Genomic DNA, 24,819 nt, shown 5'->3' with positions numbered 1-24,819 from the left:
CTGTTACAGCGCCTGCTGCAAAAACTCGACAAAAGCGCTGATGCGCGCCGGAAGCTGGCGCTGCGGTTGCCAGACGGCAAAGATATCGCCGTCTGGTGCCGTCCAGGCTGGCAACACATGCAGCAGCTCGCCACTGTGAATACTGTGCTGCGCATCCCACCACGACCGCAACAGAATGCCATGCCCATCCTGCGCCAGCTGCATCGCTACCTCGCCGTCATTGGTGATCAACGTCCCCCGGACCTTTTGCGTTAAGTGCTGCTCGCCATTACTCAGCCGCCACAGGGCAAAATCGCTTTCATACTGCCGCAGCAAAATGCAGTTGTGCTGCGCCAGCGCCGCGACGCTCTCCGGCAGGCCACAACGTTCGGCATAGGCTGGTGCGCAACACAGTACACGCGGATTGGTACGCAGCTTGCGGGCCATCAGCCGTGCATCCGGCGGCTCACCGACGCGGATATCAATATCGATATGTGCATCAAGGAAACTGAGCGGCTGGCTGCTCAGTTGCAGGCTGAGTGACAGCTCCGGGTGCAACGCGGCAAAACGCGACACCAGCGGCGCGACATGACGACGGCCAAAACCAAACGAGGCATTGATATTCAGCGTGCCGCGCAGCATGGCGGTCTGGCTGCTGACCGACTCCTCCAGCTCCGCCAGCTGATCCAGCAGCGGGCGTGCCCCTTCCAGGTAACGTTTGCCCTCAGGCGTCAGCTCCAGCCGGCGCGTAGTACGACGCAGCAGTTGCACGCCAAGACGCAATTCCAGCTGGCTCAGCCGTTTACTTACCGCCGGTAACGATAGCCCCAGCTCGCGTGCTGCCGCCGTCAGGCTACCGAGGGTGGCGATACGCACGAAAAAGGCCAGATCGTCGGTGGAGGTGCGGGATTCTCTACTTTTATTCAACATTGGCTTGCTGTTCAGGCTAATTATTTCCCCATGATGCAAAGTTATACTGCGGGCAGAACATCAACAGCAACCTGCGAGAGACCCTATGAGCGGCAAAACATTTAAAATCGCCGTCATCCCTGGCGATGGCATTGGTAAAGAAGTGATGCCAGAAGGCATCCGCGTGATGAACGCGGCAGCAAAAAAATTCAATATCCCGCTGGAGTGGCAATGGTTTGACTATGCCAGCGCCGAATACTGGCAACAGCACGGCAAAATGCTGCCGGATGACTGGTTCGCTTCCCTGCAAACCTTTGATGCGATCTACTTCGGTGCCGTGGGCTGGCCGGATGTGGTGCCGGATCATGTCTCACTGTGGGGATCGTTGTTGCAGTTCCGTCGTGAGTTTGATCAGTACGTCAACCTGCGTCCGGTACGTTTGATGCCGGGTGTCAAAGCGCCGCTGGCGAATCGTCAGCCGGGCGATATCGATTTCTACGTGGTGCGTGAAAATACCGAAGGGGAGTATTCCAGCGTCGGCGGCACCATGTTCCCCGGCACCGATCGTGAAGTGGTGATTCAGGAGACGGTGATGACGCGTACCGGCGTCGATCGCATCCTGAAATTCGCCTACGAACTGGCGCAGAAGCGCCCGAAAAAACACCTGACCTCCGCCACCAAATCCAACGGTATCGCCATTACCATGCCGTACTGGGATAGTCGGGTTGAAGCCATGTCAGGCAGTTACCCGGAAGTGAAAGTCGATAAATATCATATCGATATTCTCACCGCTAATTTCGTGCTGCACCCGGACTGGTTTGATGTGGTGGTCGCCAGCAACCTGTTTGGCGATATCCTGTCGGATCTCGGCCCGGCCTGTACCGGCACCATCGGCATTGCGCCCTCAGCCAATATCAACCCGGAAGGCAAATTCCCCAGCCTGTTCGAACCGGTTCACGGCTCCGCGCCAGATATCGCGGGCAAAGGTATTGCCAACCCGATTGGACAGATTTGGTGTGGCGCGATGATGCTGGAACATCTCGGCTTTACCGACGCTGGCGCGGCGGTGCTGGATGCCATCGAACGCACGCTGGCGGCGGGTAACAGCCTGACGCGCGACCTCGGAGGCAACGCCTCAACTGAGGAGCTGGGAGCGGCCATCGCTGCGGCGTTGTCATAAAAAACCGCGCGATAAATCGCGCCGCTACGGCAGAATCTGTACCGTTGCCATGTGCCAGCCTGCTGGCAACGGCTGCGGGCGCACAATGGTGACATTGTGCAGTTGCAGGTTCTCCACGCCGCGCGCAAACACGCCCGGCAGGCCATCCGGGTAGGCCGCCACACCATAGGCCAACCCGGTGAGGCTATCCATTTTATAGGCGTTATCCAGCCCCATTCCGGTGGGTGATGCGGGATTACAGGGCGGACGCACATCGTAGTGCCCCTGCTCCACCGTGGTCGCCACCACCTGCCGTAGCTGCACATTGCTGAGCATCACCTCACGGATCTGCCCCGCTGCCTCGGTATGCAGGTTAATCGCCCCTTCCATCACCCCGCTGACGTTAGTGAATTGCAGCTGTTCGATATGGCCCGGTGCAATCGCCGGATCGCGCGCGCGAACCGAAACAAACAACGCATCGGCTTTGCCCCAGTGGCAAGGCGGCGCATGGTGGCAGGCCAGCGTCAGGTTATTGAAATGCAGACGACGGAAACAGCCACCGTCGCGCGACAGCAGGCCGATCGCCCGATTGGAATCGAAAATAGTACAGCCGGTGACAGTAACATCTTCCACGTCATCAAAGGTTTCGGTGCCGATTTTGAAGGCACAGCTATACGAGCGCAGCAGGCAGTTGCTGATCATAATCTGGCGCGCCGCACCCCTGAGAGGGGCCGGTTTATGGGTAGTTTTAATGCAGATCGCGTCATCCGCCGCGCTCAGATAACTGTTGCTGACAAACACCGCTTCGCAGCTGTCGATATCCAGCGCGTCGGTGTTGGGCATGGTCATGGAATTATCGATGGTCAGATGATCAATATGGACATGGCGGCAACTCACCAGATGCACGGTCCACATCGGTGCCTGCACGATACTGAATTCCTGTAGCGTGATCTGCTGGCAATCTTCAAACACGATGATGCGTGGGCGAAACGGGCGCGGCAGTCGATAGCCCTGATCATCCTTTTCTGCCGCAAACCAGGCTTCGCCATCCCCGTCAATCATCCCTTTGCCGCTGAGGGTAATATTGCGCTGCCCCACCGCATACAGCAGCACATGCTGCGACAACTCAGCCTGACTCTGCGCCAGGCAGTGCTGGTAATCTTCAACCCGCTGGCTCGCCAGCAACACTGCCCCCGCCGCCAGATGCAGATGGAGATTTGAACCCAGCGTGACGGTGCCCAGACGGTAACGGCCCGCTGGCACCGTGAGCGTACCGCCGCCTCGTTGCGCCAGTTGGTCCAGAGCACGCTGAAAGCAGGCGGTATCGAGTGTTTCCCCGTCGCCAGCGGGATGAAAATCGGCCAGAGAAAGGTGCATAAAGTTCTCCTATTTCACCGCGCCTTCAGTCACGCCACTGATAAATTTACGCTGGAACACCAGGAACACCGCCACCAGCGGCAGAATGACGATCATCGCGCCCGCCATCAGTACCGGGATATCGATGGTGTTTTTGTTCTGGAAAAACATCATGCCAATTGGCAGGGTTCGCAACTCATCTTTGTTCACCAGAATCAGCGGGATCAAGAACTCGTTCCAGGTCCAGATAAACAGCAGCAGCGCCAGCGTTGATAACGTGGGCCAGATGGCGGGCACCAGAATGCCCCACAGAATTTTGCGCCGTGATGCGCCATCCATCACCGAGGCTTCCACCAGCTCGCGCGGCACCTGTTGCAGTGCGGTGGCAATCATCAGCGTGGTGAACGGCAGCGACAGCGCAATCTGCGGCAGAATCAGCGCCAGGTAGGTGTTGGTCAGCCCCATCCAGCGCAGCTCATGATACAGCGGGATAATAAAGGCTTCACTTGGCAGCACCATGCCAAGCGCGAGCATTGCCGCTACCACTTTTTTGCCGGGGATCTTCAGCCACGCAAAACCGAAACCGGCCAGAATACCGAGCAGGATGCTGCAAATCACCACCGGGATCACCACCAGCACCGAGTTCATAAAGTAAACATTGAAATGGCCCTGCTGCCAGGCAGTGACGTAGTTTTTAAAGTTGAGCGACGCAGGTAAGGTAAAGACGCCCTGGAACAGCTCCATCTGGGTTTTGAATGAGGTCATCAGCGCCATCAGGAACGGCATAATGGTCATCAGCGCTACGATCCAGATAAGCGCACGAGAAACTACTGGCGTGCCACGCATCAGTGACGCTCCCGAATAGCAAAGTGGATTAGCGCGTTGATCAACAACACAATCATCATACTGAACACCGCGACGGCCGAAGCATAGCCGAAGTAGTGCAGGTCAAAGCCCTGCTTATACATAAAGATGTTGGTCACCATGGTTGCGGTACCCGGCCCGCCCTGGGTCATCACGTAGACCAGATCAAAGGCTTTCAGGCTGGCGATCACCGTCAGCAACAGCGCAATTCGCAACTCCGGGCGCAGTGACGGCAGCGTGATGCGCATAAATTTTTGCCGCCGCGAGGAGCCATCCAGATCGGCCGCTTCCAGCAGCGACGGGTCCATGCGTTGTAATCCCGCCATAAACAACACCAGGCAAAAACCAAAGAAGTACCAGGTCGCCACCAGACCGACCGCAGGCAACGCCCAGGTAAAATCCCCCAGCCAGGACAGCGCCAGCTGCGGCAGGCCGATGGCGCGCAGGAACTGGTCGATCGGACCAAACGCCGGGTTATACAGCCAGCGCCACACCACGCCCAATACCGCCATCGGCATGATATACGGCAGAAAGAAGAAGATACGCAGCAGGCTGCGCTCTTTGTTGTTGCGCGTTTCGTACAGGAAGCTGCACAACAGCAGGCCAACACCAATCGGCAACAAGGTGTAGAACAACATCAGCAATGCGTTGTTGCCCAGTGCCACCCAGAACACCGGGTCACTGAACATACGCATGTAGTTGCTGATGCCGGTAAAAATCGGCATCGAGGTGCCATCCCACTCGGTAAAACTGATGCCCAGCGACGCCAGCAGCGGCAGCAACAGAAAGACCGCGTATACCAGCACCGCGGGCAGGAGATAGAGCGCATTGCGCCAGGCAGATTTGTTCAGCATAACCTTACTCGCTTGCGGACCTGTCAGCGGCCCGGCCTCATGCCGGGCCGGATTTATCAGTGCTTCAGGGTTTTCAGGTAACGTTGATAGTTGTTGTCGAAGTTGGTGACCATCTGGTCGGCGGTTTGCCGTCCGGCCAGCAGCAGTTGCACGTTCTGATTCAGTTCGGCGTTCATGGTTGGTGTTGCCCAGTCCACGTAATGACCGAGGCCATCATGCTGGTTCAGCGTCACCCATACCTGGTAGGTCTCGGCCAGCAGCGGGTTATCGGCCGGGATCTGCGCATTTTTGCTGGCGCTGGCTGGCAGGAAGCCCACTTTCAGCCAGCGGTTCGCCATCTCATCCGACACAATATAATCGATGAACTTCGCGGCGGCATCCTGCTGCTCTTTGGTTTTCGCCGTGCTGGTGATGGAGAACGCCAGGTCAGTCCCGCCCACCATCAGCGCATGCTGCACACCCGCCCCCATCGGCATCGCGGCAAAATGAATATCTTTGTTGTCTTTGAACTGCCCCAGATACCAGGTGCCGCTCACCAGGAAGGCGGCCTGGCCGTTCTGGAACAGGGTGGCGGCATCGTCATGACCAATGCCCTGAAAGCCGGGGAAGAAATAGCCTTTGTCGTTCCAGCTTTTCATCATGTTGGCGGCTTTCACCAGCTTGTCATCTTTAAAGGTGCCGCCCACGTCGTAAATCAGGTCATCCAGTTTTTTGCGGTCGCTGCTTTCGATCTGCGCTTCCCAAAGGGTACTCAGCAGCTGCTGGCCCATGTTGCCGTCCAGCAGCCCCAGCATCATGGGTGCGGTACCCTGCGCTTTCAGTTTTTCCATCGCCTGTTCCAGCTCGGCGAGAGTTTTCGGCACCGCGATACCGGCTTTATCCAGCAGCGCTTTGTTGTAGTACAGGCCAACCATTTCACCGAGGCTGGCGACGCCATATAACTTGCCGCTGCCGAAGTCCTGATTATCGGACCAGCGGTTGCGTTTCAGGATCGAATCCGGAAAGCGCGTGGTCCAGCCGTAGGTTTTGGCGTAATCATCCAGCGGCCACAGTAGTTTGTCTTTCACCAGCGATCCCATGTCGCCACCGCCCTGGTTGACCTGGGCGATCTGCGGGCCATCACCGGCAGTCAGCGCCAGTTTGAGCGGGATGCGAGTGTCTTCAAAGGAGTGCACTGAACGCTGGATGACAATGCCGGGATTCTGTTGCTGGAACACTTTAATCGCTTCATCCACGGCTTCCGTCTGCTGTGGATAGTTATAAATGTCCCACTCATTCAGCGTCACTGCCTGGGCCGAGGTCATCGCTGCGCCGAGCAGCACCCCAGCGGAAACCAGACGAGACAGGGTACGCAGAGGGCGATGGAAGTACTGCGAACGTACGGTTGAATCACACATAATGCTCGGTTTCTCCAACAGATGACTGGCATCCCTTCATCTCGACACCCGCAGTTCCCGCAGGCTGATTCAGCATAAATAACGCACTTATCCATACTTACTTTATGAACAAAAGAAAGTCAAACCTGTGCCGCGCGGAATTTTTGCTCTGTGATGCAGTGCAAAAAGTGAGAAAAAAGGCGCGATGATCAGCAGGGAATGCTGCTTAATCAGCCACCAGGCCGCTGCAAACAGCCCACATCAAGCCATGCCCAGCATAAATCACTCACGATTTTAAAGTGCATTAACTTACTGATAGAGCATATGAAAATCGTATAGTTATGGATGATACTGACGAAGAAAACATGAAAAAGCCTGCGGATTAAGGGCTTGCCAGCGCATCACCACAGCCTTGCCACGCTGACTGTCATGCGCTGCGGTTATGTTTCGCCTGCGCTTTGTGGGATGGCGCAATTATTACACCTTGAAAACTAAGTACGCTTTCATTACCGTAAAAACTGTTCATCTCCTGACCACAGAGGCTCCACCATGACGGCTGAAGGTGTTATTCGTCACGCCACCGAGGCGGATTTTCCCGCGCTCTCGCGTATTTGTTTAGAAACCGCCAATGCAGGGAAAGACGCGACCGCGCTTTATTCTGACCCCGCCCTGCCGGGCCTGCGCTTTGTGATTCCCTACGCCCGTTTCGTACCTGATTTCGCGCTGGTACTGGAACAACAGGGAGAGGTCGTCGGCTATGCGGTCGCGGTACCGGATACCCGTGCCTTCGAAGCCGTGCTGAATCAGCAGTGGTGGCCGCTGTTGCAGGCGCAGTATCGCGACTACCCGGCCAGCGCACCGCTCGACAGCAAAGTGCTGGATGCCATCCTCAAGCCAGATGCCGCCGCCGATCGACTGGTGAGCCAGTGGCCCGCGCATCTGCACATTAATCTGCTGCCGCCCGCTCAGCAGGGTGGTTGGGGGCGCAAACTGATTGCACACCTGCTGACCCTGCTGCGCCAGGCCGATGTGCCTGGCGTGCATCTCGGCGTTAGCCTGCAAAACGAGCAGGTTTGCGGTTTTTATCAGCGCCTTGGCTTCACGCCCATCGTGCGCAGCAACGCCATTTATCTGGGCCAGTTACTTTAAGCGAGACACAGCATGACCAGCCTGCATCTGCAAAGCGTTAAGAAGTCCTACGAGCAAGTGAACGTGATCCACGGTATCGATCTCACCATCAACAGCGGTGAATTTGTGGTGTTTGTTGGCCCTTCGGGTTGCGGAAAATCGACGCTGTTACGCATGATTGCCGGGCTGGAGGAGATCAGTGATGGCAAGCTGCTGATTGAGGGGGCGGATATGACCCAGCAGCCTGCCACCGAGCGCGGTATCGCCATGGTGTTTCAATCCTACGCGCTTTACCCGAATATGACGGTACGTGGCAACCTCGCTTATCCGCTGGAGGTGATGAAGCGGCCGAAAGCCGAGATTGAACAGGCGATTGCGCAGACCGCGGCGCGCCTGCACCTTACCGAGTTGCTCGATCGCCTGCCGCGTGCCTTGTCGGGCGGGCAGCGGCAGCGTGTGGCGATTGGCCGCGCCATTATTCGCCATCCACGTATTTTCCTGTTCGATGAACCCCTGTCGAACCTGGATGCTGAGCTGCGTTTGCAGATGCGTATCGAAATTGCCCGGCTGCACGCCTCGCTGGGCAACACCATGATTTACGTCACCCATGACCAGCTGGAAGCGATGACGCTGGCCGACCGGATCGTGGTGCTGCGTCAGGGACGTATTGAACAGGTCGGTGCGCCGCTGGAGTTGTATCGCGACCCGGATAACCTGTTTGTCGCCGGGTTTATTGGTTCGCCGAAGATGAATTTTTTACCGGCTGAGGTGGCAGCGTTAGCTCCCGGCCAGGTGCAGCTGCGCGTGCCCTCGCTGGGTATCCACTCTTTAACGCTGAATATTGCAGCGACCTGCCACGAAGGACAGAAGGTGACGCTGGGCGTACGTCCTGAGCATTTCCAGCTTGCCACGACTGCCAGCGCGCCGCTGAGTTTTAGCGCCCCGCTATCGTTCAGTGAGATGCTGGGGCACACCAATTATCTTTATCTGGATGTGGGCCAGGAGCGGCTGCTGGTGATTGAGGAGCGGAATGTGGCAAGCCATCAGATCGGTGAGCCGATGCGTTACCAATTGGATGCGGGGAGTTGTTTGTTGTTTGATGAGCAGGGCCTGCGGATGCGGTAAAGGGCCTGGCAGCGGGTGGCTATGAGAAGGTTCCGCCCGCCAGGCAGCAGCGGTTTGGCTCCGCAGGGGTTCCGCCCGCCAGACAGTGGTTTAGCTCCGTAGGGGTTCCGCCCGCCAGGCTTTAGGTAGTTTCAGGGCCGCCTGTGCAGGCGGACGGGCAAAGGTCCGAGGGCGCGGACCTTTGCAATCCGCGCCCTGCGGCGTCCTCGCGCAGCGCTTCGCGCTGTTCCCTCGCTTATCTCTCAGGCCTGACGGACCGCGCGGATTCGCCATCCATGGCTCATGCCGCCCTCTCGCCGCATCCATGCGGCTCGTCCTGGCCTTCACTCTGCGCTCGGCGCTGCGAATGCCGCCAACCCCCCCGTTTGCAGGACCATCGAATAAAAACCAACAGCAAAAGAAAAAAACATAGACCGGCATGGCTGGGGCAGCGGGGGTGTGAGCGCCATCCGAACTCGCTGAGCGCGGGAACGATTCCAGGATGAGCCGCATGGATGCGGCGAAAGGCGGCGTTGAGCAGGAGCGAATCGACGCCGGTCCGTCGGAAGCGTGAGTAAGCGAAGGGACCGCGAAGCGGCGAGGCAGGCGGCGCAGGGCCGGGGAATGCAAAGGGGGCGGCCTGGCCCCCTTTGCTCGGTCGCCGCACCGGCGAACTGAAACTACCTCAGCCCGAGGCGAACGAAATCTCCTCGGAAGCGAACAAAATCTCCTCGGAAGCGAACGAAATCCCCGCGGAAGCAAACGAAATCCCCGCGGAAGCAAACGAAACCACGCGACTTAAGGCGCAATATCCTCATCGGCTTGCGCCGCCAGCAAATCCAGCAACTTATTCACCGCAAACCCCGCCGCGCCCTGCGCCCACATCCGATTCGACTCGGTAATAAACTGCAACGGCGTCATATGCGGTGTCAGCTTCAGACGATAGTTCTGGAAACTCTGGGTGATATTATCCAGCAGAATACGTGACGCCATTTGCGGCTCCATCGCCAGATAAACCACATCCGGATCATAGGCAATCGACAGGTTCGCCAGCGACATGCCCAGCTGATGTCCGGCTTCCGCCAGCGCGCTTAACACCTCCGGTGTGGGACGCAAATCCAGATCGCGCAGCGTCGGCGGTACATCCTCTTTCAGCGTCTCCGCCACCCGATGCAGAATCGCCTGCGATGAGGCGACGTCTTCCAGCAGGCGCTCAGAGCCATCACCCAGCAGGGCATTGCCAATCTCCCCCGCTTTGCCATGACGTCCGCGATAAAGCTGACGATCCAGCAAAATACCCGCGCCAATCCCTTTGCCGAAGGTGGCGATAATCGCCGATTGTGCATGACCGAGCTGACCAAACACCAGCGCCGCCATCGCCAGCGCGTTAGCGTCGTTTTCGATAAATACCGGTAACGAAAAACGCTCTTCCAGCAGGCGGGCGATGGGCACGTTATCCCAGTCCAGCACGCGTGAGCGCACGCAATAGCCATTGCTGGCATCCACCAGACCGGATAGCGCCAGACCAATGGCACCGACTTTCTTGCCTTCTACGCCGCGCAGAAACTTTGCCAGCGCGTCACCCAGCTGTTTCGGGCTCATCGCACCGGAAGGCATTTGCTGCTCGCCGATGATATTTCCACCGAGGTCGGTCAGCACAATCAGGTTACGTTCCGCATTGAGCTGGATGCCAACCACACTGGCGTGATCTGGATTGAGGCCGAGTAGAGTTTTAGGACGCCCCATCGAGACCCGGCGTAGCCCCAGCTCCTGCACGATGCCGCCAGTCAGCAGGCGATTGGTGGCCTGCGAAACCGTTGACATGCTCAGGCCGCTGCGCACTTTGAGATCGGACTGGCTTATTGGCGCGTTTTCGACAATCAGCCGCAGAATGCGGGCGGTTACGTTCGGAGCGGTCATGGTTCTCTTTATCAGCAGAATGAAAAGGTTACGCGAGTTGACTCAGGCTGAACTGACTGGCGAGCCGGAGTGCGCCACTCAGCGCATCGCCCTGTGGCGGCACCAGCAGCGCGGCGATATCCGCCGGGAGCCAGGGCTGAATCGGCGTGGCTAAGCCGCCCATCAACGCCAGCTTACCGTGGCTGCGCGCCAGCAGTGGCTGGACCATTTGCGCGATATCCGCCGCGGTTTGTTCAATTAAGGCAGTGCCATGCTCATCCCCCGCCTGTGCGGCGGTGAACACGTCCGGTACAACCCGGCCCCAGTCGGCGGGTGTCGCCTGACGTGACCAGATTAGCATCTGTTCCGGGCTGTCGTGGTAATGCGCCATGATACGCTGCGTCAGCGCCGAGGACGGAACAATGCCTTCATGGGCCAGCAGCGCCAGCCGCAATGCCCGCTGACCGAGCACCGCGCCAGAACCAGCATCGGAGAGCGCAAAGCCCCAGCCACCCAGCAACGTAAAGCGTTCACCATCCCAGGCGGCCCCCTGGCTGCCGGTGCCGGTAATAAACACCGCTCCGGGCGCGCCATGGTGCGCACCAGCGCAGGCAATTTCGACATCGGTAAAAACATAGCGCGCCTGGCAAACGGGCTGCCAGCTATCCAGACGAGCTTTGACCGAAGCGACATTCGCTCCCGCCAGCCCCGCCACCAGCACGGTTTGCGCTCGTGCCGCCGTCGGTAATGCCGCCTGAGTGAAGAGATCGTCAATCACCCGATCGATGGCGTCAATCGCCGCTTCAAACTGCGACCAGACGTTGGCTGGCCCGCCGCGCGCTTCCGCCAGCAGTTGCCCCTGAGCGTCGGTGAGGCGTCCGCGACAGTGCGTACCACCCCCATCGATACCTAGCATAAGTGACTGCACGCGCTTCCTCCTGCCCTGCACCGCTCGGAATGACTCTTTATAGATGTGCGAAAGATAGGGTAAAAAAACTTAAATCGCAATAACAAATAAATATGGAAGCCACAACATAAAATAAAAATGATTAAAATCATACAAATAACAGATTATAGGATTTTTACACCCAGGATATTAATTGACATTAGTTTTTCTGCCGTAATAAGTTAGCGGTCAGATTATCAGCAGCCTGATGGGTCGGGCAGCTAACAGGCAACGGGCTTCAGGGGTATAACATGAAAGTGGGCATTATTGGTCTTGGCTTTCGTCTTTCCCATGTGGTGAAAGAGTTCAGCAAAGCCGATACAGAGTTCTCCGTCGTGGGTTATGTCGATCCGGCTCCAGCGGGTTTACCCAATCTCTACACCTTTGGTATCGATCCTGGTCAGGCGTTTGACAGTATCGACGCACTGCTGAATCACGGCGGCTTTGATCTGCTGCTGGTCGGTTCACCGAACTTTATGCATCTCGACCATATTCGTCAGGGGCTGGCTGCGGGTTATACCGTGTTCACCGAGAAGCCGGTGGTGATCAATGAAGAACAGACCATGGCGATGGCGCAGCTGGTACAGCAGTATGGCCACGAGCGCATTCTGGTCGGTCTGGTACTGCGTTATTCACCGCTGTATCACGACCTGCTGGCAGCGCGCGATGATAAACGCCTGGGCGAGATCACCTCAATCGAAGCAACCGAACATATCAAGCCGTACCACGGTGCTTTCTTCCAGCGCGACTGGCGTCGTCTGGAGAAATACGCCGGTCCGTACATACTGGAAAAATGCTGCCACGATATCGATCTCTATCAGGGATTGATGGGTGAACGCCCGGTGCGCGTCGCCAGCTTTGGTGGCCGCAAATCCTTTACGCCGCAGCACGCGCCACAGGGTGCCATCACCCCCGCTTCCGAGGTGTATCACGTCAAACCGAGCGGCTGGTCAAGCACCGACGCGGTGTTTGATAGCGATGCCGATATCGTCGATTACCAGACGGCCATCATTGAATACGCCGGTGGCGCCACTCTGGCCTTCCACGCCAACCTCAACGTGCCGGATGAGTTCCGCCGCTTCTGCGTGATGGGAACGGACGGCATGGCGGAGGGCGACTTTGTGCGCAACTACTTCCGCGTGCATAACGCCCGGACCGGTGAGCGTGAAGTGGACACCACTTACAGCGGCAACGCTTACGATGGCCACTATGGCGCTGATGCGCTGATGGCCGAAGAGATTGTGAAACACATTAAACAGGGAACGCCGCTGAAAGTGACGGTGGTGGACGCACTGGAAGCCGGGCTCACCGCGATTAAAATCGACGAAGCGCGAAAATCGAAAACCGTGGTGGATATGACAGAAAGCTGGAAACAATTTGACGCCAGCCTGGGGAAAATAGCGGCCGTTTAACGGCCACCGCTCGCGATCCCTGCCCCCCTGATCGCGAGCTTTGTCATGGCAGTGCGGACTGGCAATACCCTTAACCGGCCTGTTGGCCGGTTTTTGTTGGCGGCACAGCTGCGGGTTCGTTCTCCAGCTTCTGCCGCTTACGCAGATGCGGGAACAGCGTCATCCAGAGAGCCACCACCACCAGCGTACCAATGCCACCCAGCGCCGCAGCGGGCACCGCACCGAGCCACGCCGCCAGCATGCCGGATTCAAATTCGCCCAGCTGGTTAGAAGTATTAATAAAAATGGCGTTGACCGCGTTGACGCGTCCGCGCATATCATCCGGTGTATCCAGCTGCACCAGCGAGCCACGAATCACCATGCTGACCATATCAAAAGCGCCCAGCGCCGCCAGCGCCAGCAACGACAGCCACAGCTGGCTGGAAAGCGCGAAAATCAATGTGGCCACCCCAAAACCCGCCACCGCGCCAAACATGATCATCCCGACATGCTTTTCCAGCTTGTGACGACTGAGCCACACGCCGACCAGCAGCGCCCCCACCGACGGTGCGCCGCGTAACATGCCCAATCCCCAGGGACCGGTATGCAGAATATCTTTGGCAAAAATCGGCAGTAGCGCCGTCGCACCGCCGAGCAGCACCGCGAATAAATCGAGCGAAATCACCCCGAGTACATCTTTGCGTTCGCGGATGAAATGGACACCGGCAAACAGGTTGGTGAGGTTCATCGGCAGGCGCGTCTGTGGCGGGCGCTCATAACGGATACGGCTGACCAGCAGCAGCGAGAATAAATAGAACAAGGCGGCTACGCCGTACACCACATCCGGCCCGGCGACATACAGCAACCCACCCAGCGTGGGACCAATGATCACCGCCGCCTGACCACCCACCGCATTCGCTGCTGTCGCGCGCGCCAGAATTTCTGGCGGTACCAGCGCCGGTAACATCGATGACAACGCGGGCCATTCCAGGGCCTTTGCCACCGCAATTAAAAACACCAGGCTCCAGATGGCGGTTTTATCCGCCCAGTGGAATAGCGTCAGCGCCACCAGCGCCAGCAACGATCCCCACTCCACCAGCTGACCAAACAACACAATTCGGCGACGATCAAACTGATCTGCCAGATGCCCGGCGGGCAGCGCCAGCAGCACCGAGGGCAGAAACTGCATCAGACCAATCATCCCCAACGCCATCGCGCTGTTAGTCAGCGAGTAGATCTGCCAGCTGACGGCAACCGAGAACATCTGAAAACCAAACGAAGAACAGGTCCGCGCCAGCCAGAAGGCGACAAACGACCTGTGTCGCAGCAGCGAGTCATCCGCAGCTGTTGCCAGTAAACCCATATTTATCCCATCCTGAATTCTGTTGCCGCCAGGCCGTCATGGACCTGGCCTGATGAAAAACCGCAATACGGTTTTCCTTATCTTTTTTTTCAGGCCACAGAGTGCGGGATTTTACCGTGCCAGGCAACGGCAAGCCGTGCGCTTTAAAAACAGCCGCTTATAGGGGAAAAGTCTAAAGGTAGAGTTCTGAATATTAGCAGGCTTATTTTTTTATGTTGAAAATAGCGCGACTTCCAGAACGTTACAATAAAGCGTTAATTACTGCGGTAATACTGCCTAATATCTCTTTAGCAGAAACAGATAAAAAAGATGATCTTTGCAAAGGAAACGTTTTATATTAGCAAACGGATTATGGCAGTAGATCGACCATCATTATAATAACTCTATCCTTCCAGATAATTAATTTATTCATAGAGATAAATGAAAAATAACGCATATAACCCTTATGTTACCGAGCGTATCCGCCGCTTTGATGGCGCGCTGACGGGTATCTGTTATTCAGCACCCTTTATGCATTGTGAGCAAGGTAGTCATACATTACTTAATGAATGCAACATAATTACTTTGCAAAACCATCTGCCAACTATGCCAGAATTAATAATTATCCCTTTACAGGGAAATATGCTGACGCAGTTTTTACAGGAAACGGATAATTATTCCTTTTTGCAATCCGACAATGTCCGGCTGGCCATCAACTATGATGCGTTAGAACAGGCCGGGCCTGAGTTGCAGTCACGAGCGTCAGATTTCCGCTTCTGGCTCTATGACCTGGCATCACCGGGGACACGCTGGCAAAATATTGAGAACTTTCCCTTAAGCGGCATTGTTCTGACTGACGAGTTTTTCAGCGAAAATTATCTCAAGTTCAGCTTTCCATTTATGCTCTCTTCCTTCCGCGAAAGAGAAGCAGAGGTGATATTACGCACATCACGCCTGGCTTTGCCTGAAGAAAGCTATACTCGACTGCATATCAGCGGCTGGCAGGAACAGCGAACCAGCAGCAATTTATTCGAAGTGTAAACGGTTACACAAAATAGCGCGTTTTCCCTTTATGGCCCGATATCCCCGGGCCTAATGCCATAATTCCCTCATAAAATGTCGCACTACTACCATTCCAGCGCTTAAAAGCACTAAAAAAGTCAAACCTGTTAACGTTTTTAAGATAAAATTTAACGCACAAGGATCATCTGACTTAACGGAAGAGTTCAGCAGCAAACATTTACATCACCTCGTACTTTATATGGGGGAACAGCGCAACACGTTGTTTCCTTTTAGATTTATGGCGAAAAAAGAGGTCAATATTATGGGGAAAGCTTCCTCATCTTTTGGCGTAATTCGCTTCCTGACAGTGCTGTTCGCACTGCTGACAGGGGCGTTTATGCTGGTTGGTGGCATTTGGTTAGCCGCCATTGGAGGTTCCTGGTACTACGTAATTGGCGGTGTGGTTATGTTAATCACCGCTATTTTGTTGTGGCGTCGTAGCAGTTCAGCATTGGTGTTGTATGCCCTGCTGCTGCTGGCCACGCTGGTGTGGGGCGTGTGGGAAGTCGGTTTCGACTTCTGGGCGCTGGCACCGCGTACCGACGTACTGGTGATTTTTGGTATCTGGCTGGTGTTGCCGTTTGTGTATCGCAAACTCAACAACGCCAGTAAAGGTGCACTGAGCGCGATGGGTATTGCCCTGATCGCCAGCGCCCTGGTGCTGGCGTGGGCCGTCTTCCATGATCCGCAGGAGCTGAATGGCACCCTGCCGGACGCGGCGGCCAACGCACCGCAGGCACAGCCGCTGAGCAACATCGCCGATGGCGACTGGCCAGCGTATGCGCGTGATCAGCAAGGCACCCGCTTCTCACCGCTTAAGCAAATCGATGCGGATAACGTGAAAAATCTGCAGGTAGCCTGGCAGTTCCAGACTGGCGACCTGAAGACCCCGAACGATCCGGGTGAAATCACTGATGAAGTGACCCCGATTAAAATCCGCGACACACTGTATCTCTGCTCACCGCACCAAATCCTGTTTGCACTGGATGCGAAAACCGGTAAGCAGAAGTGGAAATTCGATCCGGGCCTTAAGCCTAACCCGACTTTCCAGCACGTAACCTGCCGTGGCGTGTCTTACCACGAAGTTCCGGCCGCTGCTGATGCGTCCAACACCCAGCCTGCGCTGTGCTCACGCCGTATTTACCTGCCGGTAAACGACGGTCGTCTGTTCGCGCTGGATGCAGAAACTGGCGAGCGTTGTGCCTCTTTTGGCAACAACGGCGAGCTGGATCTGCAACACAAACAGCCAGTGCTGACGCCGGGCCAGTATGAGCCGACTTCACCACCGATCATCACAGATACCACCATCATTATTGCCGGTGCGGTGACGGATAACTACTCCACCCGTGAGCCGTCAGGGGTCATTCGTGGCTTTGACGTCAACACCGGTAAACTGCTGTGGGTCTTCGATCCGGGCGCGAAAGATCCTAACGCGATTCCTGACGATGAACACACCTTTACCATGAACTCGCCGAACTCCTGGGCACCGGCGGTGTACGATCCGAAACTGGATATCGTTTACCTGCCGATGGGCGTATCGACTCCGGATATCTGGGGTGGCAACCGTACGCCAGACCAGGAGCGCTATGCGAGCAGCGTACTGGCGCTGAACGCCACCACCGGTAAGCTGGTGTGGTCGTATCAGACTGTGCATCACGATCTGTGGGATATGGATCTGCCATCTCAGCCGACGCTGGCCGATATCACTGACAAAGATGGCAACACCGTACCGGTGATTTATGCTCCGGCGAAAACCGGTAACATCTTTGTACTGGATCGCCGCACCGGTAAACCTGTCGTGCCTGCCCCGGAAACTCCGGTTCCGCAGGGTGCTGCTAAAGGTGACCATGTATCACCGACCCAGCCTTACTCAGAACTGACCTTCCGTCCGAAGCAGAATCTGACTGATAAGGATATGTGGGGCGCGACCATGTATGACCAGCTGGTGTGCCGCGTGATCTTCAAGCGCCTGCGCTATGACGGTCCGTTCACGCCGCCATCTGAGCAGGGTACGCTGGTGTTCCCGGGTAACCTCGGTATGTTCGAATGGGGTGGCATTGCGGTCGATCCGCATCGTCAGATCGCTATCGCTAACCCGATGGCCCTGCCGTTCGTTTCCAAACTGATTCCGCGCGGTCCGGGCAACCCGATCGAGCCACCGAAAGGTGCGGAAGGTGGTTCGGGTACCGAAAGCGGTGTTCAGCCACAGTACGGCGTGCCGTATGGCGTGGAACTGAACGCGTTCCTGTCACCGTTTGGTCTGCCGTGTAAACAACCGGCATGGGGCTATGTCTCAGCTGTTGACCTGAAAACCAACGAAACCGTGTGGAAAAAACGCATTGGTACGGTTCGCGATAGCGCACCGGTTCCGCTGCCGTTCAAGATGGGTATGCCGATGCTCGGCGGTCCGATCACCACAGCCGGTAACGTGTTCTTCATCGGTGCCACCGCAGATAACTACCTGCGTGCCTTCAGCACCAACACCGGTGAAATGCTGTGGCAGGCGCGTCTGCCTGCTGGCGGCCAGGCAACGCCGATGACCTATGAAGTGGATGGCAAGCAGTACGTTGTTATCGCTGCAGGTGGTCACGGTTCGTTTGGTACCAAGTTGGGCGATTACGTGATTGCCTATGCACTGCCGGACGAAAAATAGCTATAAATAAAGCGGACTTAGGTCCGCTTTTTTATACCTGCGTCTGTAGCGGCGCGATTTATCGCGCGTTTTTTTCGGCACCGTGTGCGGAATTGCGCGATAAATCGCGCCGCTACGGATCAATTCCTCCGCAACACCCGCGCATTTAATAATGCGCACAGCGCCATAATCACACAGGTCGCCAAAAACACCGGACGCATACCAAAAGCCCCGCCGACAAAACCGCCAAACAACGGCCCACTCACCTGCCCGACATACTGCGCTGAAGTCGAATATCCCAGCATTTTTCCCACTTGTGCCTGCGGGACATTGTGGCGAATCAGGGCGGTCACGCACGGCATCAAGCCACCCAACGCCATCCCCATCAGGAAACGCAACACAACCAATTGCCAGGCCGCGGTGATAAAGGCCTGCGGAATCAGCAGCAACGCACAGGCAATCAGGCCATACACCAGCACCCGGCCATGACCGATGCGATCCGCCAGCCGTCCAAGACGTGGAGCAGAAACAATACTGCCCAGTGCCGCCGCCGCCATCACCAGGCCCGCCGTGACGGTAATCGCGTGATCGCCAGTGACAAACTGCCCGACATACAGCGTGATAATCGGTTCAATCGACATATTGGCGAAAATCAGCAACATCCCCGACAACCACATCAACCGTACCACCGGCAGATTTACCGGTTTCTCCTCGATACTGCTGCTTTGCGCGGCCTTTTTAGCCTGACGAGGCGCTTCTTTCAGTAAAAAGGTGGTGGCAAGGAAAGCGAGAAAAATCACCGCACCGGTCAGCCAGAAGGTGTGACGAATACCAATCAATGGTGGCAGCACCCCGCCCAGCAACGGCCCCACCACATTGCCTGCCATAATGCCGGAAGACAGCACCCCCAGCGCCCAGCCGGTCTGCTCTTTCGGCGTTTGCGCTGCCACCAGAATGGTCGATCCCGAGGCATAGCCCCCCAACAGCCCGGCCAGCAAACGCAGCGCCACCAGTTGCCAGGGAGCGGTCGCCATGCCAATCAGCGACATGGCAATCGCCATGCCCAGACTGGCGCGGATCAACATCAGCTTACGACCATAGCGATCCGCCAGTTTGCCCCACAGCGGCGCGGTGAGTGCGGCGCTGAAAAAGGTTGCGCCGTAAGCCACTCCCGACCAGCGTGCAATCGCTGCCGGTTCCTGCACGCCGAGCTGCTGCACATATAACGGCAGAAACGGCAGCAGCAGCGTCATCGCCACAATGGTGCTGAAAGAGCCAAGTACGCAGACGTACAGATTGCGCTTCCAGTGTTGCTGTTCAGGCGCTAACGCCATTGGAGGTTGCTGCATGATGATATCCCTGTTTTGAACTGACATTCAGGCTAACAGTGGTGCTGCCTCGATAACATACCAGCGGGAATATTTGCCACACAGGTTGCCATTGTTGCCAAAAGGCAACAATCAGCCATCCCCTAATGCGGTGATTAACGCATCGCACAACAGGGTGACGGGTGACGACGGCTCAGGCTGGTTTTTTAGCAGCAAGTAACTGTGCAGGCGATCCATCTGCCACTCCGGCAGCACTTGCACAATCTCACCCCGCGCCAGCGACTCCTGGGTCATATAGGCGGGCAGGTAGGCGATACCGGTTCCGGCCAGCGCCGCATTCAACAACGCCATACTGTTATTGGCGCGAAAACGGCTGCGCACATCCAGCGCCAGACGCTGTTTATCGCGCCGGAACGGCAGAGCTGCCGTATGGGCCGGGCCGTGAAACAACAGCAGATCATGGCGAGTTAAGCGTTCGGGATGGTCGATAGGCGGATGCGCCACCAGGTAATCCGGTGCCGCATACAATCCCCAGTCGATGGTATTCAACTCACGATAGTCAGGCACTTCCGGGGCACGCTGACGGATCACAATCGCCACATCGGCGCTGCTTTGCGGGTCCTCGTTGATGCGGTCCGTCAGTTCCAGGTCGACGTTGATATGAATATGACGGCGGATAAAGTGATTCAGCGTTGGCACCACGCATTGGCAACCGAACGTCACCGGGGCCTGTAAACGCACGTTACCGGCAGGCAGCTGGTGTACCTGTTGCACAAAAGCATCAGCACGATGCATCTCGTCGAGTAAGCGGGTACAAAACGGGTAGTACGCCTGCCCCAGTTCCGTCAGCGCTACCTTACGCGTGGTGCGCTGCAACAATTTGATCCCGAGGCGGATTTCCAGCCGGGCGATTTCGCGGCTGACATAGGATTTTGATACGCCGAGCGTGCGGGCAGCTTCGCTGAAACTTTGCCGTTCCACCACGCGCGCAAACAGCATCATGGCGGTGAGATTGTCGCTGTTGTCCATTGTCCATAACCGACAGAGGAGGGGAAAACAGCAGCTTAAAAGGATTGGTGCACAATAGCACCTGATTTCCCGCGACGACGTAACAACGGGAAATCAGGCTAGCGACTCAACTGGCCACCGCCAGTGGAAACAGCAGACGATCCGGTTCCACGCGGCGCTGACGACGCAGCTGGCCCGGTGTCACGCGGAAGTAGTTTTTAAAGGTGCGGGTATACGCCTGCTGGGTGTCAAAGCCGTAGCTCATCGCCACCTGCAGGATCGCCTCATCACTGTTAAGCAGCGTCAGCGCCGATTCCGTCAACCGGCGCTGGCGAATGTACTCGGCCAGTGAAAATCCGGTGTGCTGACGAAACAGACGTTGCAGGTGCCAGCGGGAATAACCCGAACGGCGTGCTACTTCATCCAGATGTAAATCGTGTCCTAAGTTGTCTTCTATCCAGTCCAGCAAACTGCGGATAAATTGACTCTGATTCATGGCTCCTCCAGATACGACGTGATGTCCAGTGAAGCCACTTTAGCGCGTTAAATTTATCCCTTAATTAGCAGAAAATTAGCGCAGAATTAGCAAGGGGGAAAACGGGTGTAATTCTGCGCTAATTTTGCAGCGCTACACTGTTTGTATTGATTTTAGAGGACCTCATACCATGCGTGTGCTGCTGGTTGAAGATGATGAAATGATTGGCGCTAACCTGCAGCAGGCGCTGGAGGCGGCTGGCTGGTCGGTGGATTGGGTGCGGGATGGCGTCTTTGCCAGCAACGCCTGGGCCGAAGGCGGTTACAGCTGTGTACTGCTGGATCTCGGTTTGCCACGCGAAGATGGTATCCATGTGCTGCGTCGCGCACGCACGCGCGGTGATATGACGCCGGTGCTGGTGCTGACGGCACGCGATACTGTCGCACAACGCATCCAGGGCCTCGACAGTGGTGCCGATGATTACCTGTTGAAACCCTTTGATCTGCAAGAGGTGCTGGCGCGAATGCGAGCGATTACCCGACGCCGCCACGGTGCGGCGGATTCCCTGTTAGGCAGTGGCGACGTGCAGCTCGATATGATGACGCGTGAAGTGCTGTACAAAGGCCAGCGTGAGCAACTTACCGCACGTGAATATGCCCTGCTCTATGCGTTGCTGGAGCGCCCGGGGGCGATTCTTTCGCGCGAACAACTGGAAAACCGCATCTACGGCTGGGGTGAAGAAGTGACCAGCAACGCCGTTGATGTATTGATTCATGGCATGCGTCGTAAGCTGGATAACGAAGTGATTCGCAACGTGCGCGGTCTTGGCTGGCGAGTTCCTGCAATATGAAACCCTTCACTTTTATGCGCTCGCTGCGTAATAAACTGCTCACTACTTTGCTGCTGATGCATTTAGCGATGATCGGCGGCGTGACCTCTTATTTTTACAGCTGCTACGGCGACATGATCGGTACGATGAAAGACGATCAGCTGGCGAAAATTGCCGATGCCTGGGCCAGCAGCAAACGCATTCCGGCGCTGATGCCGCTGATGCTCAACGCCGACAAACTGAAAAGCGCCTACGTGGTGCAACTGTGGGATGCCAATAACGAGCTGCGTGCCAGTTCATGGCCGGAGCTGCGCGCGCCGTTGCAAAATAAAAAGGGCTGGAACGATGTAAAAATCGGCGATTGTGAAGATTGCAACTGGCGGGTGTTCAACCGTCCTGGCGAACCGGGCAGCGATATCGCCAATATTCAGGTGCTCTACAACATCGGCTATATGAAAAGCGTGATGGTGAAGCGCGCCATGTCGGCGATTATTCCGCTGATTTTAATGATGCCGCTCTCCCTGTTGGTGATCTGGCTGGTGGTGCGCGCCATTACGCGTGATTTACGTGTCGCCTCCCGTCAGATTGCCGCACAGGAGATGCTGCATCCCGACAGCGTACCGCCGGATGGCCTGCCAGACGAGATCCTGCCGCTGGTCGATGCCTACAATTCTCTGCTCGATAAACTGCGTGCTGCCTGGTCGTCACAGCGTCAGTTCCTCGAAGATGCTGCGCATGAGCTGCGTACCCCGGTGACGGCGGTGACGCTGCAACTGGAAAACCTGCGTCAGCATATCCAGCCGGGTGAGGCTAGTCGCCAGTTTGATCAGCTGGAAGCGGGTGTTACGCGCACGCGCCATCTGGTGACGCAGCTGCTGAATATCTCACGCCAGGAAGATCAGTCAGTGGTGGTGACGGTTGAGAATATCGAGCTGGAAGACCTGCTGAAAGAGAGCATCGAACAGTTGATGGTGGTGGCGGACAAACGTGGTATCGATATCGGCTTTAATGGCACCACCCATTATCGCCTTCAGGCCAGCCGCTCCGATTTACGCAGCCTGTTCGATAACCTGATCGGCAATGCCATGCTGCACACCCCCGAAGGCAGCCTGGTGGATGTGTTGCTGCATCGCGTCGGCAACCATACCGTGGTGGATATCGTCGATAACGGTCCCGGCATGCCGGAAGCCTTTATCGAACGCGCGTTTGACCGCTTCACCCGCTCACCCGATGTGCAGGCACAGGGCAGCGGCCTGGGTCTGTCGATTGTGCGCAGCGTGGCGCAAAAACATCGTATGCAGGTGGCGCTGTCGAACTGCCTGAGTCCGCAGGGCAAGATCTGCGGCTTGCAGGTGCGCGTAACCTTACCTTAACCTCCTATCCTTCCCGTAGCGGCGCGATTTATCGCGCTGTTTTTTTGGGTAGCCGCCCCTCCATGCAAAAAGATGCGCGATAAATCGCGCCGCTACATCCGATTCCTCCATAAGCATTTTGCGGCAGTTCACGACAACGTAAACGGTTGCGGGGTTCCGTTCGTTTCATGACAATAATGTGACATAACTCACATTTTTGGTGAATGGAATTGCAACACTTTTTGACAAACGTGATCAAAATCTATTTTCTATCCGACTGATACAGGCACCCTACGCGAGCTTTAGAAACCGGCGGCTCAGACCGGCTAAAACAATTTACCGCCCACCCCTGGGATCGACTGACACCGATCGTGCACTTTTATCGCGATCACGAGCATGTGGTTAACAATAATGAAATATAAAGCATTGATAGCAGGGGCCTTACTGGCCAGCAGCTGGACCGGCGCGACACAAGCGGCAGACAGCAACCCGCAATACCTTTCAGATTGGTGGCATCAGAGCGTTAACGTAGTGGGCAGTTACCACACCCGTTTCGGACCACAGTTTAATAACGACGTGTATCTGGAATACGAAGCCTTTGCGAAAAAGGACTGGTTTGATTTCTACGGCTACCTCGACCTGACCAACTTCTTCGGTCTGGGCAACAGCAATGCCAACGGCATTTTCGACCACGGTTCGCCGATGTTCATGGAAATTGAGCCACGTTTCTCTATCGATAAACTGACCGGCACCAGCCTGGCTTTTGGTCCGTTTAAAGAGTGGTACTTCGCCAACAACTACATCTATGACATGGGTCGTAACGCGTCACAGCGTCAGAACACCTGGTATATGGGTCTGGGTACCGATATCGACACCCACTCTGACGTTGGTCTGTCGCTGAACGTGTACGCCAAATACCAGTGGCAGAACTACGGTGCGGCGAACGAAAACAGCTGGGATGGCTATCGCTTCAAAGTGAAATACTTTGTGCCGATTACCGACCTGTGGGGCGGTAAGCTGAGCTACATCGGTTTCACCAACTTTGACTGGGGTTCTGATCTGCGCGACGAGACCGGACCATCACGTACCAGCAACTCAATTGCCTCCAGCCATATCCTGTCGCTGAATTATGACCACTGGCACGTTTCAACCGTGGCGCGTTGGTTCCATAACGGCGGGCAATGGGCGGATGGCCAGGAGCTGAACTTCGGCAACGGTCCGTTTGAAGTGAAATCTACCGGCTGGGGTTACTACCTGGTCGTAGGCTACAACTTCTAAGTCAGTACATCTCCCGTAGCGGCGCGATTTATCGCGCAATGTTTTCCGGCACAGCACACGGAATTGCGCGATAAATCGCGCCGCTACGGGTTGATAACGCTGGCTAAACCCTTGGTTTGTATGCATTCACCATCCAGGGCACGCCGAACTTATCAGTAAACATGCCAAAGCCGTTCGCCCAGAACGTTGGCTCCCAGTTTTTCGTCACCTGTCCTCCTGCCGACAACGCATCAAACCAGCGTTTGCCCTGTACCTCATCCGGGGTGGAAAGGCTCACCGCAAACCCGCTGTAATGCGTCTCGCGGTTGCCGTCGCTCAGCATGATTTCGCCCTGTCCGATGCGCAGATGCGCATGCATGATGTGCTCCGGGGGAAACGTCATACCTGACGGGCAACCCTCCATTGATTCGCTCTCCGGCATATCGCCAAAGGTCATTTTAAACAGCAATTCGCCGTCAGTAGCCGCAAGGTAAAATGCGATGGCCTCTTCGCAGCGGCCGTCATAAAACAAATAAGGGGTAATTTGCATGGTCTGTTCTCCACAATGA

The 24,819-nt window shown here is 56.3% G+C and carries 21 protein-coding genes; 9 read left to right on the top strand and 12 right to left on the bottom strand.

Going from position 1 to position 24,819, the window contains the following annotated elements:
- Positions 1-3 precede the first annotated feature (3 nt).
- Positions 4-909 (bottom strand): LysR family transcriptional regulator, encoded by a 906-nt coding sequence (locus tag AC6I8X_RS02110; RefSeq protein ID WP_497840474.1) that lies wholly within the window; start codon positions 907-909, stop codon positions 4-6.
- An 85-nt stretch (positions 910-994) separates the two neighbouring features.
- On the opposite strand from AC6I8X_RS02110, the gene AC6I8X_RS02105 reads away from it, so the two are divergent.
- On the top strand, positions 995-2,068 hold the full coding sequence (locus AC6I8X_RS02105) for a tartrate dehydrogenase (RefSeq protein ID WP_497840473.1): 1,074 nt from the start codon (positions 995-997) through the stop codon (positions 2,066-2,068).
- A 24-nt stretch (positions 2,069-2,092) separates the two neighbouring features.
- Here the strand turns inward: AC6I8X_RS02105 and AC6I8X_RS02100 are convergent, their stop codons facing one another.
- The 4 genes from AC6I8X_RS02100 to AC6I8X_RS02085 are packed head-to-tail and all read right to left on the bottom strand — an operon-like array spanning position 2,093 to position 6,518.
- The gene (locus tag AC6I8X_RS02100; RefSeq protein WP_497840472.1) at positions 2,093-3,424 is read right to left on the bottom strand and encodes a glycoside hydrolase family 28 protein; all 1,332 of its coding nucleotides are present in this window, start codon (positions 3,422-3,424) and stop codon (positions 2,093-2,095) included.
- Between the two features lie 9 nt (positions 3,425-3,433).
- Entirely contained in the window at positions 3,434-4,249 is an 816-nt protein-coding gene (locus tag AC6I8X_RS02095) for a carbohydrate ABC transporter permease (protein ID WP_084871902.1), read from the bottom strand.
- Complete coding sequence (locus AC6I8X_RS02090) at positions 4,249-5,121, bottom strand: carbohydrate ABC transporter permease (RefSeq protein ID WP_313689651.1); 873 nt, start codon at positions 5,119-5,121, stop codon at positions 4,249-4,251. The genes AC6I8X_RS02095 and AC6I8X_RS02090 overlap by 1 nt, the downstream gene beginning before the upstream one ends.
- A 56-nt stretch (positions 5,122-5,177) precedes the next feature.
- A complete protein-coding gene (locus AC6I8X_RS02085; protein WP_313689649.1) occupies positions 5,178-6,518 on the bottom strand; it encodes an ABC transporter substrate-binding protein in 1,341 nt (446 codons plus the stop codon).
- A 528-nt stretch (positions 6,519-7,046) separates the two neighbouring features.
- Between AC6I8X_RS02085 and AC6I8X_RS02080 the strand changes: the two genes are divergently transcribed.
- Entirely contained in the window at positions 7,047-7,646 is a 600-nt protein-coding gene (locus AC6I8X_RS02080) for a GNAT family N-acetyltransferase (protein WP_497840471.1), read from the top strand.
- Positions 7,647-7,658: 12 nt separating this feature from the next.
- On the top strand, positions 7,659-8,750 hold the full coding sequence (locus AC6I8X_RS02075; RefSeq protein WP_313689645.1) for an ABC transporter ATP-binding protein: 1,092 nt from the start codon (positions 7,659-7,661) through the stop codon (positions 8,748-8,750).
- A 777-nt stretch (positions 8,751-9,527) separates the two neighbouring features.
- Here the strand turns inward: AC6I8X_RS02075 and AC6I8X_RS02070 are convergent.
- Positions 9,528-10,649, bottom strand: a complete 1,122-nt coding sequence (locus AC6I8X_RS02070; protein WP_497840470.1) for an ROK family transcriptional regulator — start codon at positions 10,647-10,649, stop codon at positions 9,528-9,530.
- Between the two features lie 28 nt (positions 10,650-10,677).
- Positions 10,678-11,544, bottom strand: coding sequence for a glucosamine kinase nucleotide-binding domain-containing protein (locus AC6I8X_RS02065; protein WP_497841010.1), 867 nt, complete (start codon positions 11,542-11,544; stop codon positions 10,678-10,680).
- A gap of 281 nt (positions 11,545-11,825) precedes the next feature.
- On the opposite strand from AC6I8X_RS02065, the gene AC6I8X_RS02060 reads away from it, so the two are divergent.
- Positions 11,826-12,986, top strand: coding sequence for a Gfo/Idh/MocA family protein (locus tag AC6I8X_RS02060; protein ID WP_497840468.1), 1,161 nt, complete (start codon positions 11,826-11,828; stop codon positions 12,984-12,986).
- A gap of 70 nt (positions 12,987-13,056) precedes the next feature.
- Here the strand turns inward: AC6I8X_RS02060 and AC6I8X_RS02055 are convergent, their stop codons facing one another.
- Complete coding sequence (locus AC6I8X_RS02055; protein ID WP_313688926.1) at positions 13,057-14,328, bottom strand: MFS transporter; 1,272 nt, start codon at positions 14,326-14,328, stop codon at positions 13,057-13,059.
- A 420-nt stretch (positions 14,329-14,748) separates the two neighbouring features.
- Here AC6I8X_RS02055 and AC6I8X_RS02050 point away from each other — a divergent pair, with 420 nt between their 5' ends.
- Positions 14,749-15,348 (top strand): hypothetical protein, encoded by a 600-nt coding sequence (locus tag AC6I8X_RS02050; protein ID WP_313688924.1) that lies wholly within the window; start codon positions 14,749-14,751, stop codon positions 15,346-15,348.
- A gap of 283 nt (positions 15,349-15,631) precedes the next feature.
- Positions 15,632-18,022: a glucose/quinate/shikimate family membrane-bound PQQ-dependent dehydrogenase gene (locus AC6I8X_RS02045; RefSeq protein ID WP_416410428.1), complete on the top strand. Its 2,391-nt coding sequence runs from the start codon at positions 15,632-15,634 to the stop codon at positions 18,020-18,022.
- A 119-nt stretch (positions 18,023-18,141) separates the two neighbouring features.
- On the opposite strand, the gene AC6I8X_RS02040 is transcribed toward AC6I8X_RS02045, so the two are convergent.
- From AC6I8X_RS02040 to AC6I8X_RS02030, 3 genes are all read right to left on the bottom strand, one after another.
- Positions 18,142-19,350, bottom strand: coding sequence for an MFS transporter (locus tag AC6I8X_RS02040; RefSeq protein WP_497840466.1), 1,209 nt, complete (start codon positions 19,348-19,350; stop codon positions 18,142-18,144).
- A gap of 111 nt (positions 19,351-19,461) precedes the next feature.
- Positions 19,462-20,358, bottom strand: coding sequence for a LysR family transcriptional regulator (locus AC6I8X_RS02035; RefSeq protein ID WP_313688632.1), 897 nt, complete (start codon positions 20,356-20,358; stop codon positions 19,462-19,464).
- 106 nt (positions 20,359-20,464) lie between these two features.
- Positions 20,465-20,833 (bottom strand): helix-turn-helix domain-containing protein, encoded by a 369-nt coding sequence (locus tag AC6I8X_RS02030; protein WP_013507554.1) that lies wholly within the window; start codon positions 20,831-20,833, stop codon positions 20,465-20,467.
- A 169-nt stretch (positions 20,834-21,002) separates the two neighbouring features.
- On the opposite strand from AC6I8X_RS02030, the gene AC6I8X_RS02025 reads away from it, so the two are divergent.
- The 3 genes from AC6I8X_RS02025 (at position 21,003) to AC6I8X_RS02015 (ending at position 24,271) form a co-directional block, all read left to right on the top strand.
- Positions 21,003-21,662: a response regulator gene (locus tag AC6I8X_RS02025; RefSeq protein ID WP_084871889.1), complete on the top strand. Its 660-nt coding sequence runs from the start codon at positions 21,003-21,005 to the stop codon at positions 21,660-21,662.
- Positions 21,659-23,014, top strand: a complete 1,356-nt coding sequence (locus AC6I8X_RS02020; RefSeq protein WP_313688636.1) for a sensor histidine kinase — start codon at positions 21,659-21,661, stop codon at positions 23,012-23,014. The genes AC6I8X_RS02025 and AC6I8X_RS02020 overlap by 4 nt, the downstream gene beginning before the upstream one ends.
- 390 nt (positions 23,015-23,404) lie before the next feature.
- A complete protein-coding gene (locus tag AC6I8X_RS02015; protein WP_313688638.1) occupies positions 23,405-24,271 on the top strand; it encodes a nucleoside-specific channel-forming protein Tsx in 867 nt (288 codons plus the stop codon).
- Positions 24,272-24,374: 103 nt separating this feature from the next.
- Here the strand turns inward: AC6I8X_RS02015 and yjdN are convergent, their stop codons facing one another.
- A complete protein-coding gene (gene yjdN, locus AC6I8X_RS02010; protein WP_313688640.1) occupies positions 24,375-24,800 on the bottom strand; it encodes a VOC family metalloprotein YjdN in 426 nt (141 codons plus the stop codon).
- Positions 24,801-24,819: the final 19 nt, after the last annotated feature.

It is taken from the genome of Pantoea sp. X-Soil-TKNS-1280 (genome assembly GCF_059730475.1).
This window is presented reverse-complemented; position numbering and strand designations above follow the sequence as displayed.